The following is a 15706-nucleotide window of genomic DNA, read 5'->3' on the forward strand; positions in this document are numbered from 1 at the left end:
GCGCCATGACCGAGCATCTCCCCGATACGATCAGCCGCCTCTACACCGACCCCGGCGAATATGTCGACAGCGACCATCCCGCCGTCGAGGCGTTCGCCCGCGCCGCCGTTCCGTCTGACGCCAGCGCGCGCGACAAGGCGCGCCGGCTCTACACCGCGGTGCGCGACGGCATCCGCTACAACCCCTATGTCAGCATGCGCTCGCCCGAGAGCTACCGGGCCTCCAGCGTGCTCGCCGCCGGCAACGGCTACTGCGTCGGCAAGGCGGCGCTCTATGCCGCGGCCTGCCGGGTCCACGGCATCCCGGCGCGTGTCGGCTTCGCCGATGTGCGCAACCATCTCACCACCGAGAAGCTGCGCCAGAGCATGGGCTCGGACCTGTTCACCTGGCACGGCTTCACCGAAGTGTTCGTCGATGGCGCCTGGCGCAAGGCGACCCCGACCTTCAACGACACGCTGTGCGCCAAGCTCGGCGTCAAGCCGCTCGATTTCGACGGCCACGCCAACGCACTGCTGCATCCCTTCGACGGCGAAGGGCGCGCCTACATGCAGTATGTCAATGACCACGGCAGCTATCACGACGTCCCCGCCAAATTCCTGATGCGCGAGATGGCGCGCGAATACGCCAACATGCAGGGCGAGGATCTCGCCGGCCGCGACATGGAGCGCGAGGCGGCCGAGCAGTAGCGGACGTGTGAACCGATCGCGCGCCGGCTGAGGGGGCGGTGTCATGGATGCGGAGCCGCCGAAAGCGCAGGTCAGCCGCCCCGCCAAGGGCTGGGAGGACGCGGTCGCGCTGACCGGCTTCATCCTGGTCGCGGTCGGGCAGGCCTCCAACCAGGTTCTGGCGCGCGGGCTTGCCGGCTCGGTGCCGCCGTTTTCGCTGGCCTTCTTCCGCTGGAGCATCATCGCCATCGGCCTCGCGCCGTTTGCGATCGCAGCGATCCGCGACGGCAAGATCCCGCTGGCGCAGAACCTCTGGCCGATCCTTGCCGCCGGTTTCCTCGGCATGTTCCTGTGCGGCGGCCCGGTCTACATCGCCGGCATCACGACCACCGCGATCCACATCGCGCTGATCTTCGCGCTGTCGCCCATCATGGTGCTGCTGATCTCGGCGGCGCTCGGCATCGAGCATATCGGTCCGCTGCAATGGCTCGGCACGGCGCTGGCGCTCGGCGGTGCGCTCCTGATCGTCTCGGGCGGTCATCTGGAAACGCTGACGCAATCGAGCGCGGCCTGGGGCGATCTCCTGGTGGTATGCGCGATGCTCGGCTGGTCCGGCTACACGCTGCTGCAGTCGCGCGTCGCGCCGCGCGCCTCGCTGCTGGCGCGGGTCAGCCTGTTCTCGGCGGCCGGCGCGCTGTGCTCGCTGCCGCCGGCGCTCCGGGAGATGTGGGCTGCGCCGGCGGAGGTGTTCAACACCCGGGCGTTCGAGGCCTATGTCTTCGCCGGCCTCGTGCCCGGCCTGATCGCCTATGCGGGCTTCGCCTGGCTCGGCGCCAGATTCGGCTCGGTGCGGAGCTCGCTGGTGCTCTACGTCGCACCGATCGCGAGTGCGCTGCTGTCCTGGATCATCCTCGGCGAGCCGCCGAAGCCGATCCATCTGGTCGGCGGCCTTTTGATCCTCGGCGGCGTCTGGGCCAGCCTGCGCAAATAGATCCGGTTCCTTCCCAAGGTGCAACCATTTCGGGTCTCGTGCGTTGAATCCAGCGTTGATTCAAGAGCTTAGTCGGAGGTCGCATGAATCTTACTCCCCAGCAGCGCAAGGACCGTGATGCGCAGCGTCAGCAAGATGCATCGCAGGCGATGAAGGAGCATCGCGCCAACGAGAAGGCGTTCTACGACAACTTCCAGCGCCTCAAGGCCGAGCGGCAGGCGCGCGAAGCCGCGGAGTCACGGAAGGCGAAATCCGCTTCGAAATAAGCGCTTGGAGTTCACACCCACCAATCCGGATGGCCCGGATCTGATCGACCGAGAAGGAGCGGAAGCGAGGGGGCGAGCACGGCGCAAACAAGCTCGCCCCGAAGACGAGAAATCTCCAGGCTTATGGAGGACGTCAGATGTACTTTGCCGATCAGAAAACGGTCACCTGCAAATGCGGTGAGCCCTTGAGCGAATTGATGCTCGTCGACGACCAGACAACCGGAATCAAGTTTCACGTCGGTCGTTGCCCGTCCTGCCGTGAAGTGACGGTTGTTCGATCCCAGGACATGCCATCGAACGACAATGCCTGACGCGGACGGTCCTCTCGCGAGTGGGAGGACCGGGCCATTGGTTTCAGATTTTTCGATTGCGACCGGTGAGCGACAGGCCGGCTGACGCATCGTTTGCGGCACACCAGAAAAGAGCAGGGCGCGACCGGCATCACCACGGTCGCGCCCTACGTCGCCGGTCAATGGGGCAGGGGGAATAACCGGCTCTTCCAAGACTCGCAGACCCCCTGAGTCGTTCCGCACAAGCGAAAATATTTTCGTACACGGTTAAGTGATGGCCGGACGCGAGAACCCCGCGGGTTTCGTTCGCGTTGTGTCCGGGATCGCCAAGGGATCGTCGAGCGAATTTCCATGGGGCGAGGGACATCACCATGTCAAAGATTCAAATGGGAATTTTCGCTGCGCTGGCGGCTGGGCTGACGCTTGGCGCCGTCCAGCTGGCATCCGGCCACGATCTCATCGGCCGCCAGCAGGTCACCACCGCGCTGGCGCCGGAGAGCGCCGTCAATCGCGCCGCCAAGACCGACCGTGCCACGGTTCCAGTCACCGGCCTGCCGAGCCGGACCGTTGCGCTGAAGGTCGAGCGGCTTCCCGATACGTCGGTGCTGGTCCGCGTCCCCGTGGCCAAGGAAGAGGCGCGCCATCGCCCCGCAGTGCCGGCTCGGGCACGGCCCGGCGACACCCGCAAGGTGGCCTGCGAGCCCGTGGTCAGTGTGCTGACCGAAGTGGCCAAGCTGCTGCAGCCCGGCCGCTGCGTGACCTGAGAGGGGCGAAGCGCTATCGCAACAAGCAAACGCCGTCATCGCCCGCGAAAGCGGGCGATCCAGTATGCCGCGGCCCATCCGCATAATGCAGCTGTCTCTGGAATACTGGATCGCCCGGTCAAGCCGGGCGACGACGATGGTTGTCGGTGCTGGTTTCGCGCTATTCCTGCAAGCGAGAGGGCTATTCCTCCTCGTCCGCCTCGCCGCTGCTGGCGGCGCTTCGGCTTGCCATCAGGCCAAGCGCGAGGCCGCCGATCGCCAGGATCGGGATCAGCCGCTTCGCCCCGATGGCCCGCACGATCTGCAGGCCAGTGGCGACCACCACCGGATCGGCAAACACATTGGCCGCGGCGGCCTTTGCCGCCTTCTCGGCGCGGCGGCGCATCTCGCGCTTGCGCACGATGTAGACGCTGGCGGTGATCAGCGTGACGACAAGGAACAGCGCGGCGCCGGCGAGGCACGCTTCCACCGGCCCGTAGTGCTGCAGCACGTAGACGAAGGCGGCCGCGCACAGAAAGCCGATGGTGATGAACAGCGCGATCGCGGCGGCCGCGGCCAGCGACGTCAGCCGCAGCGCGTTGCCGGTGGAATCCTTGACGTCATTGATCAGCCGCTGAAGCATCGACCAGCCCTGCCCTGAATCTTGCCCTGAATCTTGCCTCGAACCTTGCCCTGAAGACCGCGTCGACAAACGCGGCGGCGGCGCGCCAGCGCCGCCATCGCATCCAGAGGGGTGGTTTCCGCGGGATCGCCACCATGGGGCTCATCCCCCGGAGACCGCAGATTGCCTAGCGGCGCCAGGTGACGCCGATCAGGAAGCCGAGACCGAGCGCGAGGCCGACCGTCGCCAGCGGCCGCTGCGTGATCATATCTTCCAGCGATTCCTCGATCGAGGATGCGGCGTCCTGCGCCGCGCCCATCATCGCGCTGCCGCGCTCCGACATGTCGTCGAGTGTATCTTCCGCACTGGCGCGCGCATCCTTGTAGCGGCGGCGGGCCTGCTTGCCCGCGTTGTTGGCAAACGAGTTCAGCGCGTCGGTGATCTGTTCGGTGAGGGCGGCGATATCGTTCTTCACGGCGATGACATCCTTTTCAAGGCGTTCGTAGGTCGCTTTGTCCGTCATGTTCTTGATCCCAAATGCGCTGTCCGTGCTCGACATCGAAAAGCTCCCGGAGAACTTGCGTGCTGGAACAAAAACGCGCCGCGCGGTGCATGGTTCCAGCCGTGAAACTTTCAAGCGGTGCCGGCTTCGCTTGAGAACGCCTTGCTAGTGTGCTGAATGCGAAGTTCTTGCGATTTCGCGGCAGCCACTTTCACGAACTTCGCATTCATAAAGCACACTAAAATCATAAGTTTGCTAGTGTCCTTATCGAATCCGAAGTTCGCTCCGAAGGTGCGGCAAATGATGCGAACTTCGGATTCGGGACACTAGTCTTCCGGCAGCTGCGGCGAATTGACCGGCATCAAATGCTCCTTGACGATCAGCGCCACGATCAGGAGCGGCGACGACAGGAAGGCGCCCATCGGGCCCCACAGCCAGGTCCAGAACGCCAGCGCCAGGAAGACTGCCAGCGCGTTCAGCGACAGCCTCCGGCCGACGATCGTCGGCGTGACGAAATGTCCTTCCAGGAAGGTCACAACCGCAAAACATGCCGGCGCGATCAGCCCGGCGCCGATGGTCGGCGAGGCGATGATGCCGACCGCGACCAGCACGACGAACATCGCGACGGGCCCGATGATCGGAACGAAGTTCAGCGTCGCGGCGAGCGCACCGAGCCCGGCCGGGTTTGGCATGCCCGTTGCCGCGCAGATCGCGCCGGTGACGATGCCGACGCCGACATTGATCATGGTCACCATCAGCAGGTAATTGCCGAGATGGGTCTCGACCTCGTTGAGGATGCGCAGCGTACGCAGCCGCGCCGTGCGTTCGCTGAATGCCATCACCAGTGCGCGGCGCAGATCCTTCCAGCTTGCGATGAACAGGATCAGGGTCGCGATGAACAGCAGGAATTCGGCGAAGGTCGGCGACAGGAATTCCAGCGTCGGCTGCACCCATTCGAATTTCGGCAGCTGGAGCGTGGCAAGCGTATCGGAGCCGCCGACCATGGTCTGCAATTCCTGCCACAGCGCGAGCGGCCGGTCGAACACGTGCAGCTTCTCCTTCAGGATCGCGCCGAGCTCGGGCAGCCGCGAGCTCCACTCCATCACCGGCGAGGCAATCAGCCCGACCATGAAGCTGACGGCGGCGCCGACCGCGATCACGATGACGACCGCGCCGAGCGCGCGCGGAATCCGATAGCGTTCGAGCATGCTCGCCGCCGGCGACAGCATGGTGCCGACGATGAAGGCCATGGTGATCGGGAGGAAGAAGGCGCGTGCGAAATAGAGCACCGCGACAATGACGATAACCAGCAGGGCCATCAATGCGAAAGCGACGGCCTCGGCGCGGCTTACAACCGGCGGCAGTTCGATCTTGCTGTCGGGGACTGGCGTGCCTTCGGGCGCCTTGCCAAGCAGGTCTTCACTTGGAAAGGCGCGCACCGAACTCCTCCCGCGTGAGGACGAACAAACCCGTCGCGTGGTCGCCCCGCGCGTCGAATGGCGCGATGACAACGGGCCGCTCCTCGGAAAGTTCCGTCGCGCGTTCGTGAGACGTGACGGGTTGACAGTCGCGGCTTCGGGACGATTCGCGGCGGAACCGACTCGCGGCCATGCGCGTTGGCCCGGCATCGCATCACCACGATGCGCATCCCGTCCAGGGGCAGCACATGACACAGCAGTCTGTTTCCAGCCGCCGGCTTGCGTCGCGCGCCGCGCGCACCCTTGCCTTCGCCAGCGTCCTGTTTGCGACGCCGTTTGTTGTCGCCACGTCGGCCAGCGCCCAGGTCCGTTCTTCCGCGCTCGGCTATGCGTCGACGCAACCGGGCGCATTTCCCGCCGACGAGGTGATGAACGACCCCTCGAGTGGGGCCGGCGAGGACGGCGCGCTGCCGGAGCGGCTGCGCCGGACCACCGTCGCGCTCAACACGACTGAGGCGCCCGGCACCATCATCATCGATACCGGCAACACCGCACTCTATTACGTGCTCGGCGGCGGCCGGGCGATCCGCTACGGCGTCGGCGTCGGCCGCGAGGGGTTCACCTGGGCCGGCACACAGACGATCAGCCGCAAGGCCGAATGGCCGGACTGGCATCCGCCGGCCGAGATGATCAAACGCCAGCCCTATCTGCCGCGCTTCATGGCCGGCGGCCCGGGCAACCCGCTCGGTGCGCGCGCGATGTATCTTGGCTCCAGCGAATACCGCATCCACGGCACCAACGATCCCTCGACGATCGGCAAGTTCGTCTCGTCCGGCTGTATCCGCCTGACCAATGAAGACGTTTCCGACCTGTTCAGCCGGGTCGATGTCGGCACCAGGGTCGTGGTGCTGCCGAAGAACGCACCGCACCTCGCCGCGCGCGAGATCGGCCCGACCACGACGCAGATCTCGGTCCGGCCGGCACAACCGCGGCCTGCGGTGACGACGCTGCCGTCCGGCCGTCAAGCAATGAACATCCCGCCGGCTTCCTCGTTGTACTGACGATCGATGTTGTACTGAGGGCCGGTGATGGTGACGCGATACTCCAGGCGGTGGGCGTTCGGGACCGCGGCAGTGCTCGGCCTGTCCCTTGCGCCTGCAGCGCAAGCTCAGGACTTCTTCTCGCAACTGTTCGGCGGCTTCATGCATGGCCGCCCGCCGGTGATCCGGATGCCGTTCGACGACGGCCCGGCGCCGATGGCGCCGCGGGTCGAGCGCCGTCCTCGCTATGACGTCGGCCAGGCCTATTGCGTGCGGACCTGCGACGGCCGCTATTTCCCGCTTGCTGCGACCGGCAACCAGAGCAAGGCGGAAAGCTGCAACAGCTTCTGTCCGGCGAGCGCGACCGAAGTGGTCTATGGCGGCAATATCGACAACGCCGCGACGGAAGACGGCAAGCCGTATTCCGAGCTGCCGAACGCGTTCCGCTATCGCGACGAGTTGGTCTCGGGCTGCACCTGCAACGGCAAGGACTCTGTCGGCCTCGCCGCGGTGAAAATCGAGGACGATCCGACCTTGCGCAAGGGCGACATCGTCGCCGGCAAGGACGGGCTGATGTCGGTGAGCCGTCCGGACCGGCGCGGCGCGCAGCTCAACTTCACGCCGGCGCCGGATCGCATCCGCGCCAAATATGGCCGGCCGGCGGTGGTGGCGCGCGAGTAGCGTCGATCACACGCGGGCGGCCGCCTTCGGTTCCTGGCGCGGAACCGGCCTGCCTCCTGCACGTTAGCAAAGGGCGAACAGCACATTCACCGATGCCATCAGGGGGCTCCGCATGCTCGTCGGCGTACTCGTCACCTTCCTTGTCGTTATTCTCGTTCTTTATCTCATCAACATGCTGCCGCTCGACGGCCGCGCCAAGCAGATCGCGCGCGCCGTCGTCATCATCATCGGCATCATCTCGCTGCTGAAGTATCTGGCGGTGTTCTAGATCCGTCATTGCGAGGAGCGAAGCGCAACCATCCTCATCGTCGTCCCTGCCTGGTGCGCAATTGCGCACTAGGCAAGGACGACAATGGCGGCGGTCGTGATTCAAGTTGTCAAACAGCTTCTCGGTGTCGTCACCCGCGCATGCATGAGCGGGGGGTGACACGGCGAGGGCGTCTGCACGATTTCGGGATAATGGAAATGTAGAGCTGATTTGCCCGACGAGTCAGAGTCGCCGTATCCGCCGGCACCTTTGCATGGGGTTGTTTTCGATATTTTGGCCGTGCGGCCCTGCGACGGCAGGCGATCGCGTCCGGCTCTTCCCGGCGTCACTCGCGGCGCCAACAAAAAGCCCCGGCTGATCGCCGGGGCTTTTGCTTGTCGTTGCGATCGCTTGCAGATCAGCCCGCGGCTTTGGCCTCGCGGCGGCGCGCGGTGAGGATGTATTCGGTGTAGCCGTTCGGCTGCGTGCGGCCCTCGAAGATCAGGTCGCAGGCGGCCTTGAAGGCGGTGCCATCGAACGCGGGCGCCATCGGCTTGTAGAGCGAATCGCCGGCGTTCTGCTTGTCGACGACGACAGCCATGCGCTTCAGCGACTCCATCACCTGGTCCCTGGTGATGACGCCCTGATGCAGCCAGTTCGCGAGGTGCTGGCTCGAGATGCGCAGCGTGGCGCGGTCTTCCATCAGGCCGACATCGTGGATGTCGGGCACCTTGGAGCAGCCGACGCCCTGGTCGATCCAGCGCACGACGTAGCCCAGGATGCCCTGGCAGTTGTTGTCGATCTCCTGCTTCACATCGTCGGGCGCCCAGTTCGACTGCGACACCGGAATGGTGAGGATGTCGGAGAGCTTGGCACGCGGCCCACCCTTGGCGAGCTCCTGCTGGCGGGCGATCACATTGACCTGGTGATAGTGCAGCGCGTGCAGCGTGGCCGCGGTCGGCGACGGCACCCAGGCGGTGGTGGCACCGGCCTGCGGATGGCCGATCTTCTGCACCAGCATGTCGGCCATCTTGTCGGGGGCGGCCCACATGCCCTTGCCGATCTGGGCATGGCCGGGCAGGCCGTCGATCAGGCCGTTGTCGACGTTCCAATCCTCATAGGCCTTGATCCACGGCTGGGCCTTCATGTCGTTCTTGCGGATCATCGGACCCGCTTCCATCGAGGTGTGGATCTCGTCGCCGGTACGGTCGAGGAAGCCGGTGTTGATGAACATGATGCGCTTGGAGGCGCGCTGGATGCAGGCCTTGAGGTTGACCGTGGTGCGGCGCTCCTCGTCCATGATGCCGACCTTCAGCGTGTTCTCCGGCAGGCCGAGCATCTTCTCGACCTCGGCGAACAGGTCGCAGGTCAGCGTCACCTCGTCGGGCCCGTGCATCTTCGGCTTGACGATATAGGCCGAGCCGGTGCGGCTGTTCTTGACTTTGGAATTGCCCTTGAGGTCGTGGATCGCGAGCAGGCCAGCGACCGCGGCATCCAGGATGCCTTCCGAGATTTCCTCACCCTTGGCGTCGAGCACGGCGTCGGTGAACATGTGGTGGCCAACATTGCGCATCAGGAGCAGGCTGCGGCCGTGCAGCTTCAGCTCGCCGCCGTCGGGCCTCTTGTAGACGCGGTCGGCATTGAGCGAGCGGGTCAGCGTCTTGCCGCCCTTCTCGAAATCGGCCGACAGCGTGCCGTTCATCAGGCCGAGCGTGTTGCGATAGACCAGCACCTTGTCCTCGGCGTCGACGGCAGCGACCGAGTCTTCCATGTCGAGAATGGTGGAGACCGCCGACTCCAGGATCATGTCGGCGACGCCGGCCGGGTCATCCTTGCCGATCACGTTGTTGCGGTCGATCTTGACCTCGACATGCATGCCGTTGTTGACGAGCAGGATCGCGGAAGGCTGGGCGGCGTCGCCCTGATAGCCGGCGAACTGGGCGGCATTCTTCAGCGCGGTCGAGTTGCCGCTCTTCAGCTTGACCGAGAGCTGGCCCGCGATCACGGCGTAGGAGGTGACGTCGGTGTGGCTTCCGGTCGCAAGCGGCACGGCGGCATCGAGGAACGCCTTCGCCTTCGCGATCACCTTGTCGCCGCGGGCCTTGTTGTAGCCACGGCCAGCCTCGCTCGGATCGTGCGGGATCGCGTCGGTGCCGTAGAACGCGTCGTACAGCGAACCCCAGCGCGCGTTGGCGGCGTTCAGCGCGTAGCGGGCGTTGGTGAGCGGCACCACCAGCTGCGGGCCGCAGATCTTGCCGATTTCCTCATCGACATTGGCGGTTTCGACCTTGTGGGTCGCGGGCTCGGGCAGCAGGTAGCCGATGTCCTTGAGGAACGCGGTGTAGGCGTTGATGTCGAACGCCTTGCCCTTGTTGGCGCGATGCCAGTCGTCGATCTTGGCCTGCAGCGTGTCGCGGACCGCGAGCAACTCGCGGTTCTTCGGTCCGAGCTTCTGGATGATGGCGGCAAGTCCGGCCCAGAACGCATCCGGGGGGATCCCGGTTTTCGGCGTCGCCTCCTTGGCGATGAAATCGAACAGGACAGGGGCGATCTTCAATCCATGGGCATCGACACGAGTCATGATGGGCTTTCTCAAAGAAATGGGGCGTTTAGGGGCTGTTTTCACGAGAAATCAGCAAAAAACGCGCCAAAGGGCCGCGTTCACGGCCCTTTTAGCCCTAAAGTCCCGGTTCTGAGAAGGCCCCCTTTCCGGCCCCACGCTACACCGTCACCCGGGCGGCGACCCCGAATTTTCCAACCGCCAGGGTCCGCGCCCGGAAAGGCCCGTCAGGGCGCCCCGGTGCGTACCTTGCTGGCGATCAGCAATGCAGCGAGCACCAGGGGAATTGCGCCCGCTACGAACACAGCGGCTGCGCCCATCAGATCAAGCACCAGCCCGCCGCCGGCCGCGCCCATGGTGATGCCGAGGAAGATCGAGGCCACGGTCAGTCCGGTCCCGCTCTCGGTCTCGTCGGGCACCATGCGGGTGATCCATGTCGTGGTCGCGACCGGTACGCCGCTGAAGGCGAAGCCCCAGAGTGCGACCAGCACCAGAGCCGGAATGACGTCCTTGCCAAAGACCGAGAGCAACAGACCGATCACGCTGATCGCCAGCGGCATCGCGATCAGCGTGAGCTTGAGTTTGCGCTCGGCCATCAGCCCGCTCGCGAACGAGCCGAGGTAGTTCGCGACGCCGAAGGCAAGCAAGGTCGCCGCAACTCCGGCGGCGCCCAGCCCGGTCACGCTCTCGAGGAATGGACGGATATAGCCGAAATAGCCGAAGTGTCCGGTGAAGACCAACGTTGCCGCCAAGATGCCGGCGCCGATCCCCGGCCGTGTCAGGATGTCGATCAGGGTGTCGAGCCCGGCTTCTCCCCTTGGGGCCAAACGCGGCAGAGCGAGTGCCTGGATGACGAATACCGCTGCGCCCAATGCCGTCGCGAGCAGGAACACGGAGCGCCAGCTCGCCACCTCGCCGAGATAGCTGCCGAGCGGAACGGCAATGATCATCGCGGCGGGAATGCCGCTCATCACGATCGACAAGGCGCGGGCAACCAGCGACGGCGGCACCAGCCTGATCGTCGTCGCTGCCGCCATCGCCCAAAACCCGCCGATGGCAAGGCCGAGCACGATCCGCGCCGCCAGCAGGAACGTGATGCTCGGCGCCAGCGCCACCAGCAGATTGGAGATCACCAGGAGAATCGAAAAGCTGAGCAGCACCGGCTTTCGATTGAACCTGCGCGTCAGTGTCGGCGTGAACAATGCTCCGACCAGCCCGGCCAGCGAGGTCGCGGTCACGGCCTGACCGGCGAGGCCCGGACTCACACCGAGATCGCGCGCCATCGGCGTCAACAGACCGGACGGCAGGAACTCGGCCGTCAGAAGTGCGGTGACGCCCAGCATCATGGCCGCGACGGCGCCCCAGGCGGGCCTTTCCGGTGAGGCCGGCTTGTCACCAACCTTGAGCGCGGCGTCGCCCGGCGTCAGCGCAACGGCATCGGCGTGCGCCAGAGCGGGGTCCACTTCTTGATCCATTGGCCGAACCTTCCATCTATGTTGCACCGCCGCAGACATAGGCTGGAGGTTTTGGACGATCTATGCCATAAACACTCTAATGTTTGATCGTTCGTCCAGATCGTCCGCCGCCGATACGACCGACGCCGCCGTCGATCTGGTAAGCGAGTTGCTGCTCGGCATGCGGCTTGAGGGCGTTCACTACCGTCGGATCGAGACGCGGGCGCCCTTCGGGTTTCGGTTCGAAACGCCGTACGGACGCGCGCAATTCCACTTCGTTGCACATGGCACGGCACTTCTGCGCTACGCTGATGCGACGCTGCTTCCCCTTGGATGCGGTGACGCGATTTTCCTGCCGCGCGGCGGCGCGCATGATCTTGTCTCGGCCCCGGATGAGCCGAGTTGCGACGTCGAGCGTTTCGAGACCGAGACGCTGTGCGGCAATGTCGATGTGACATCGGTCTGCCCTGAAGGATGCCCGCAGGACGAGTTGGTCCTGGTCTTCAGCGCCTGCATGAATTTCGATCTTGGCGGCATGCGCCCGCTGATCGCGCTGATGCCGGAAGTGATGCGGGCCGACACCTTGCTTGCGCGCCAGCCGGAAATCGAACCGATGCTGAAGGCCATGGAGCGGGAGACCTGCACGCCGCGGGCCGGCTCCGTCGGCGTGATGGCGCGGCTCGCCGATGTGCTCGCCGCGTCGATCGTGCGTGGCTGGGTCGAATGCGGCGGCGACAACGCCATGGGCTGGTTCGAGGCCTTGCGTGATCCGCGTCTCGGCCGCGCGATCGGCGCGCTGCATCGTGAGCCCGGCCGCAACTGGACTGTTGCTGAATTGGCGGCGGAGGCGGGTTGCTCGCGTTCGCTGTTCGCCGAGCGCTTCCAGGCCATGACCGGGCAATCGCCGCTGCGCTATCTTGCCGAGCTGCGCATGCGTCTCGCGACACAGTGGATCAAGCATGAACGCCAGCCGATCGATGTGATCGCGCAGCGGCTTGGCTATGCGTCACAGGCGGCGTTCAGCCGCGCGTTCAAGCGTGTCACCGGGCAATCGCCGGGGATGGTACGGCACGGGGCCGAAAGCCGCGCGGCGGAATAGGCCTCAATACCGCCGTCTGCCCCGCTGCAAGCGGGGCATCCGGTACGCCGCGGCCTATCGGCTCGATAATTGCTGTCTCTCGAATACTGGATCGCCTGGACAACAAGCCGCGCGATGACAGCAAGAGAAGCTAAATATTCGCCGCCAGGTCGGTCAGTTCGTCGAACAGGATGCCGGTCGTGGCCAGCATCCGCTCGATCTCGTCGGTGGCATCGCTGACCGAGCGGTTTGAGGTGTCGATGGTCAGTTCGTTGCCGGTCGGCGGCTGGTAGTCATTGGTGATGCCGGTGAAAGACGGCAATCCGCCGGAGCGCGCCTTGGCGTAATGGCCCTTGGGGTCGCGGGTCTCGCAGACTTCGGCCGGCGTCGCGACATAGATTTCGCGGAACGCGCTGTCGGCGATGCGGCGAGCTGCCGCACGGTCGGAGGTCGATGGCGACACCGCGGCGACGATGGCGATATGGCCGTTGCGCGCCAGGTGGGTCGCGACTTCGGCGAGGCGGCGGATGTTTTCGGCGCGGTCCTGCGGCGAGAAGCCGAGATCGCCGTTCAGCCCGGCACGCAGCGTGTCGCCATCGAGCAGGATCGGCGAGCCGCCATTGCCGAACAGGCGCCGTTCCAGCGCCCGCGCCAGGGTCGACTTGCCCGAGCCGGGCAGGCCGGTCAGCCAGATCACTGCGCCGTTGTGGTGGTAGCGCGCCGAGCGCTCGTCCGGCCGCAGCGCGGACTCCACCGGCACGATATCGACCGGCACCGCCGGCCGGCCGGCGTCGACCGACAGCACGAGACCGCCGCCGGCGATACGGCCGTTGACCTCGATCACGAGGCGGCCGGTGCGCGGATTGTCGGTGTAGGGATCGGTTGCAACCGGCTGCGCCAGCGAGATGTCGATCTCGCCGACATGGTTGCGCGCGATCGCGGTGTTCTCTTCGTTGGACAGCGCGCCGGGATCGACCGCCTTCTCGATCGCGACCACGGTGGCGCGGCTTTCCTTGGTGCCGAGCCGGATCAGGATCTGCTCGCCCTTGGTCAGCGGCTTGTCGTGCAGCCAGAAGATCCGGGCGCGGATGCGGCGAGTGTCGCGCGGGCTCTGCCCGGAATGTCCGATGATGTCGCCGCGCTCGAGGAATAGCTCGCGGTCGAGCGTGATGCCGACCGAGCGTCCGGCGCCCTGTGGGGCGTTCACCGGCGTCACCGGCCAGCTCTCGACGGTCTTGATCTGCGCGATCTTGCCGGTCGGCATGATCACGATCTCGTCGCCGGCCTTCAGGCTGCCGGATTCGATGCGGCCCGCCACGATGCGGCGGTCGTCGAACTTGTAGATCGCCTGCACCGGCAGCCGCAGCGGCAGCTCGGCGAGCGGGCGTGCCGGCTCGAGCGCATCGAGCGCCTCGACCACGGTCGGTCCCTTGTACCAGTCGATCCGCGCCGTGCGCTCGGCGACGCCGTCGCCGTCGCGCGCCGAGATCGGGATCACGGCTGTGGGGGTCACGCCGAGGCCGATCAGATGCGCGGAAATCTCGTCGCTGATCTCCTTGAAGCGGTCGGCGCTGAACTCGACGCGGTCCATCTTGTTGACCACGACCGCGACCTGCTTCACGCCGAGCAGATGCAGGAGATAGCCGTGCCGCCTGGTCTGGTCGCGCACGCCTTCCAGCGCGTCGATGATCAGCACCGCGCCGTCGGCCTGCGAGGCGCCGGTGATCATGTTGCGCAAGAACTCTGCGTGGCCGGGCGCGTCGATCAGCACGACGTCGCGCGAGCGGGTGCGGAAGCGGATCTGGGTGGTGTCGATGGTGATGCCCTGGTCGCGCTCGGTCTGCAGCGCATCGAGCAGGAACGACCACTCGAACGGCATGCCGCGCCGCGCGCTCACCGCCTTCAGCATTTCCAGCTTGCCGTCCGGCAGGCTGCCGGTCTCATGCAGCAGGCGCCCGACCAGCGTCGACTTGCCGTGATCGACGTGGCCGACGATGACGATGCGCACCTGCGGCCGCGTCGTGCCGTTGGGCGTTGCCGAGATCGAGGCAGTGGGAAGGATCATGTTCATCGGAACGCTCGCACGAAGCTTGGTGTTGCTTGAAGTGTTGATCAGAGATAGCCGGCGACGCGCAGCCGCTCGAACGCATCCTCGGTCTCGTGGTCGAGCGCGCGGCCGGCGCGCTCCGGGACCTTGGTGCCGTCGAGCTCGGTGAGGATCTCGTCGATGTTGGACGCAGTGGAGGCAACCGGGAAGGTGATGTCGGAATCGCCCAGCGAGCGGTAGCGCTTGCCGTCCTTGGCGAGATAGAGCGGGATGATCGGAATGCCTTCGCGCTTGGTGTAGGCCCAGATGTCGGCCTCGGTCCAATGCAGGATCGGATGGATGCGCAAGTGCGCGCCTTGCGGCGGCGAGGCGTTGAACTGGTCCCAGAACTCCGGCGGCTGGTCGCGGACGTCCCATTCGCCCTCGAGGCCGCGCGGCGAGAACACGCGCTCCTTGGCGCGGGTCGCCTCTTCGTCGCGGCGGATGCCGGCAATCAATCCGTCAAAGCCGAACTTGTTGAGCGCGAGCTTCAGGCCCTCGGTCTTGCGCGCGGCGGAACGTGCGGCCGGCGGCAGGGTCGGGTCGACGCTGTCGATCGGCGGGCAGGGCTCGACGCGCAGGTCGAGATCCCACTCCTTTCCGAAGCGGTCGCGGAACGCATACATCTCCGGAAATTTCTTGCCGGTGTCGACGTGCAACGCCGGGAACGGGACGCGGCCGAAGAACGCCTTGCGCGCCAGCCAGATCATCACGTTGGAATCCTTGCCGAGCGACCACAGCAACGCGAGCTTCTTCAGTCGGGCGAACGCTTCGCGCAGAATGTAGATGCTCTGCGCCTCCAGCTCGTCGAGATGATCCATCGACGGAGGCGCCTGATCGGCGGGAATCCCCGGCACGGAAGATGCATTGCTAAGCGCTGCGGACCGCGTCCTGGCGGCGACGGATTCGTTGTCGAGAAGATGCATCTCTTGGCCTTGGCCTGTGGAGTTGAAAATTCTAAAGTTGCGCTGCAATAGAGAAGAAATAATCTTCTCTTTGCTGGCCTTGATCGAGAGATAAATAGAAAATAATTTCAGTCAACCCCCAAGTTGGGGAAGCGAGT

The 15706-nt window shown here is 65.5% G+C and carries 16 protein-coding genes; 9 read left to right on the forward strand and 7 right to left on the reverse strand.

Going from position 1 to position 15706, the window contains the following annotated elements; genetic code table 11:
* Positions 1-5 precede the first annotated feature (5 nt).
* The 5 genes from ACSKB9_RS28670 (at position 6) to ACSKB9_RS28690 (ending at position 2976) form a co-directional block, all read left to right on the forward strand.
* The gene (locus tag ACSKB9_RS28670) at positions 6-686 is read left to right on the forward strand and encodes a transglutaminase-like domain-containing protein (RefSeq protein ID WP_438077316.1); all 681 of its coding nucleotides are present in this window, start codon (positions 6-8) and stop codon (positions 684-686) included.
* A gap of 43 nt (positions 687-729) precedes the next feature.
* The gene (locus ACSKB9_RS28675) at positions 730-1656 is read left to right on the forward strand and encodes a DMT family transporter (RefSeq protein ID WP_438077318.1); all 927 of its coding nucleotides are present in this window, start codon (positions 730-732) and stop codon (positions 1654-1656) included.
* Between the two features lie 83 nt (positions 1657-1739).
* The gene (locus tag ACSKB9_RS28680) at positions 1740-1922 is read left to right on the forward strand and encodes a hypothetical protein (protein WP_028334711.1); all 183 of its coding nucleotides are present in this window, start codon (positions 1740-1742) and stop codon (positions 1920-1922) included.
* Between the two features lie 137 nt (positions 1923-2059).
* Positions 2060-2233 (forward strand): hypothetical protein, encoded by a 174-nt coding sequence (locus tag ACSKB9_RS28685; protein ID WP_168857994.1) that lies wholly within the window; start codon positions 2060-2062, stop codon positions 2231-2233.
* A 350-nt stretch (positions 2234-2583) separates the two neighbouring features.
* The gene (locus ACSKB9_RS28690) at positions 2584-2976 is read left to right on the forward strand and encodes a hypothetical protein (protein WP_092086566.1); all 393 of its coding nucleotides are present in this window, start codon (positions 2584-2586) and stop codon (positions 2974-2976) included.
* A 181-nt stretch (positions 2977-3157) separates the two neighbouring features.
* Here the strand turns inward: ACSKB9_RS28690 and ACSKB9_RS28695 are convergent, their stop codons facing one another.
* The 3 genes from ACSKB9_RS28695 to ACSKB9_RS28705 form a co-directional block, all read right to left on the reverse strand.
* Complete coding sequence (locus ACSKB9_RS28695) at positions 3158-3598, reverse strand: hypothetical protein (RefSeq protein ID WP_438077320.1); 441 nt, start codon at positions 3596-3598, stop codon at positions 3158-3160.
* A gap of 166 nt (positions 3599-3764) precedes the next feature.
* Positions 3765-4136: a DUF883 family protein gene (locus ACSKB9_RS28700; protein WP_310883137.1), complete on the reverse strand. Its 372-nt coding sequence runs from the start codon at positions 4134-4136 to the stop codon at positions 3765-3767.
* A 269-nt stretch (positions 4137-4405) separates the two neighbouring features.
* Positions 4406-5518: an AI-2E family transporter gene (locus ACSKB9_RS28705; protein ID WP_438077322.1), complete on the reverse strand. Its 1113-nt coding sequence runs from the start codon at positions 5516-5518 to the stop codon at positions 4406-4408.
* Positions 5519-5745: 227 nt separating this feature from the next.
* On the opposite strand from ACSKB9_RS28705, the gene ACSKB9_RS28710 reads away from it, so the two are divergent.
* From ACSKB9_RS28710 to ACSKB9_RS28720, 3 genes are all read left to right on the forward strand, one after another.
* The gene (locus tag ACSKB9_RS28710; protein ID WP_438077324.1) at positions 5746-6558 is read left to right on the forward strand and encodes a L,D-transpeptidase; all 813 of its coding nucleotides are present in this window, start codon (positions 5746-5748) and stop codon (positions 6556-6558) included.
* A gap of 27 nt (positions 6559-6585) precedes the next feature.
* Positions 6586-7218 (forward strand): DUF2865 domain-containing protein, encoded by a 633-nt coding sequence (locus ACSKB9_RS28715; RefSeq protein ID WP_438077326.1) that lies wholly within the window; start codon positions 6586-6588, stop codon positions 7216-7218.
* A 112-nt stretch (positions 7219-7330) separates the two neighbouring features.
* Positions 7331-7486: a Thivi_2564 family membrane protein gene (locus ACSKB9_RS28720; protein WP_085970696.1), complete on the forward strand. Its 156-nt coding sequence runs from the start codon at positions 7331-7333 to the stop codon at positions 7484-7486.
* 397 nt (positions 7487-7883) lie between these two features.
* On the opposite strand, the gene ACSKB9_RS28725 is transcribed toward ACSKB9_RS28720, so the two are convergent.
* Both ACSKB9_RS28725 and ACSKB9_RS28730 read right to left on the reverse strand, forming a co-directional pair.
* Complete coding sequence (locus tag ACSKB9_RS28725) at positions 7884-10046, reverse strand: malate synthase G (RefSeq protein ID WP_438077328.1); 2163 nt, start codon at positions 10044-10046, stop codon at positions 7884-7886.
* A gap of 206 nt (positions 10047-10252) precedes the next feature.
* Positions 10253-11500 (reverse strand): MFS transporter, encoded by a 1248-nt coding sequence (locus tag ACSKB9_RS28730; protein WP_438077330.1) that lies wholly within the window; start codon positions 11498-11500, stop codon positions 10253-10255.
* 160 nt (positions 11501-11660) lie between these two features.
* On the opposite strand from ACSKB9_RS28730, the gene ACSKB9_RS28735 reads away from it, so the two are divergent.
* The gene (locus ACSKB9_RS28735; protein WP_438080442.1) at positions 11661-12578 is read left to right on the forward strand and encodes an AraC family transcriptional regulator; all 918 of its coding nucleotides are present in this window, start codon (positions 11661-11663) and stop codon (positions 12576-12578) included.
* 130 nt (positions 12579-12708) lie between these two features.
* Here ACSKB9_RS28735 and cysC read toward each other — a convergent pair whose 3' ends face one another.
* A complete protein-coding gene (gene cysC / locus ACSKB9_RS28740) occupies positions 12709-14628 on the reverse strand; it encodes an adenylyl-sulfate kinase (protein ID WP_438077332.1) in 1920 nt (639 codons plus the stop codon).
* Between the two features lie 41 nt (positions 14629-14669).
* Positions 14670-15464, reverse strand: coding sequence for a sulfate adenylyltransferase subunit CysD (cysD, locus tag ACSKB9_RS28745; RefSeq protein WP_076824965.1), 795 nt, complete (start codon positions 15462-15464; stop codon positions 14670-14672).
* Positions 15465-15706 lie beyond the last annotated feature (242 nt).

Origin of the sequence: Bradyrhizobium sp. BR 1433 (assembly GCF_051547665.1) — a bacterium.
GTDB classification, from domain to species: Bacteria; Pseudomonadota; Alphaproteobacteria; order Rhizobiales; family Xanthobacteraceae; genus Bradyrhizobium; species Bradyrhizobium australafricanum.

Bases quoted from the DNA above. Each gene is read 5' to 3' on its own strand.
- ACSKB9_RS28670 (WP_438077316.1), top strand. From the start codon at position 6: ATGACCGAGCATCTCCCCGATACGATCAGCCGCCTCTACACCGACCCC.
- ACSKB9_RS28675 (WP_438077318.1), top strand. From the start codon at position 730: ATGGATGCGGAGCCGCCGAAAGCGCAGGTCAGCCGCCCCGCCAAGGGC.
- ACSKB9_RS28680 (WP_028334711.1), top strand. From the start codon at position 1,740: ATGAATCTTACTCCCCAGCAGCGCAAGGACCGTGATGCGCAGCGTCAG.
- ACSKB9_RS28685 (WP_168857994.1), top strand. From the start codon at position 2,060: ATGTACTTTGCCGATCAGAAAACGGTCACCTGCAAATGCGGTGAGCCC.
- ACSKB9_RS28690 (WP_092086566.1), top strand. From the start codon at position 2,584: ATGTCAAAGATTCAAATGGGAATTTTCGCTGCGCTGGCGGCTGGGCTG.
- ACSKB9_RS28695 (WP_438077320.1), bottom strand. From the start codon at position 3,598: ATGCTTCAGCGGCTGATCAATGACGTCAAGGATTCCACCGGCAACGCG.
- ACSKB9_RS28700 (WP_310883137.1), bottom strand. From the start codon at position 4,136: ATGTCGAGCACGGACAGCGCATTTGGGATCAAGAACATGACGGACAAA.
- ACSKB9_RS28710 (WP_438077324.1), top strand. From the start codon at position 5,746: ATGACACAGCAGTCTGTTTCCAGCCGCCGGCTTGCGTCGCGCGCCGCG.
- ACSKB9_RS28715 (WP_438077326.1), top strand. From the start codon at position 6,586: ATGGTGACGCGATACTCCAGGCGGTGGGCGTTCGGGACCGCGGCAGTG.
- ACSKB9_RS28720 (WP_085970696.1), top strand. From the start codon at position 7,331: ATGCTCGTCGGCGTACTCGTCACCTTCCTTGTCGTTATTCTCGTTCTT.
- ACSKB9_RS28725 (WP_438077328.1), bottom strand. From the start codon at position 10,046: ATGACTCGTGTCGATGCCCATGGATTGAAGATCGCCCCTGTCCTGTTC.
- ACSKB9_RS28730 (WP_438077330.1), bottom strand. From the start codon at position 11,500: ATGGATCAAGAAGTGGACCCCGCTCTGGCGCACGCCGATGCCGTTGCG.
- ACSKB9_RS28735 (WP_438080442.1), top strand. From the start codon at position 11,661: ATGCGGCTTGAGGGCGTTCACTACCGTCGGATCGAGACGCGGGCGCCC.
- cysC (WP_438077332.1), bottom strand. From the start codon at position 14,628: ATGAACATGATCCTTCCCACTGCCTCGATCTCGGCAACGCCCAACGGC.
- cysD (WP_076824965.1), bottom strand. From the start codon at position 15,464: ATGGATCATCTCGACGAGCTGGAGGCGCAGAGCATCTACATTCTGCGC.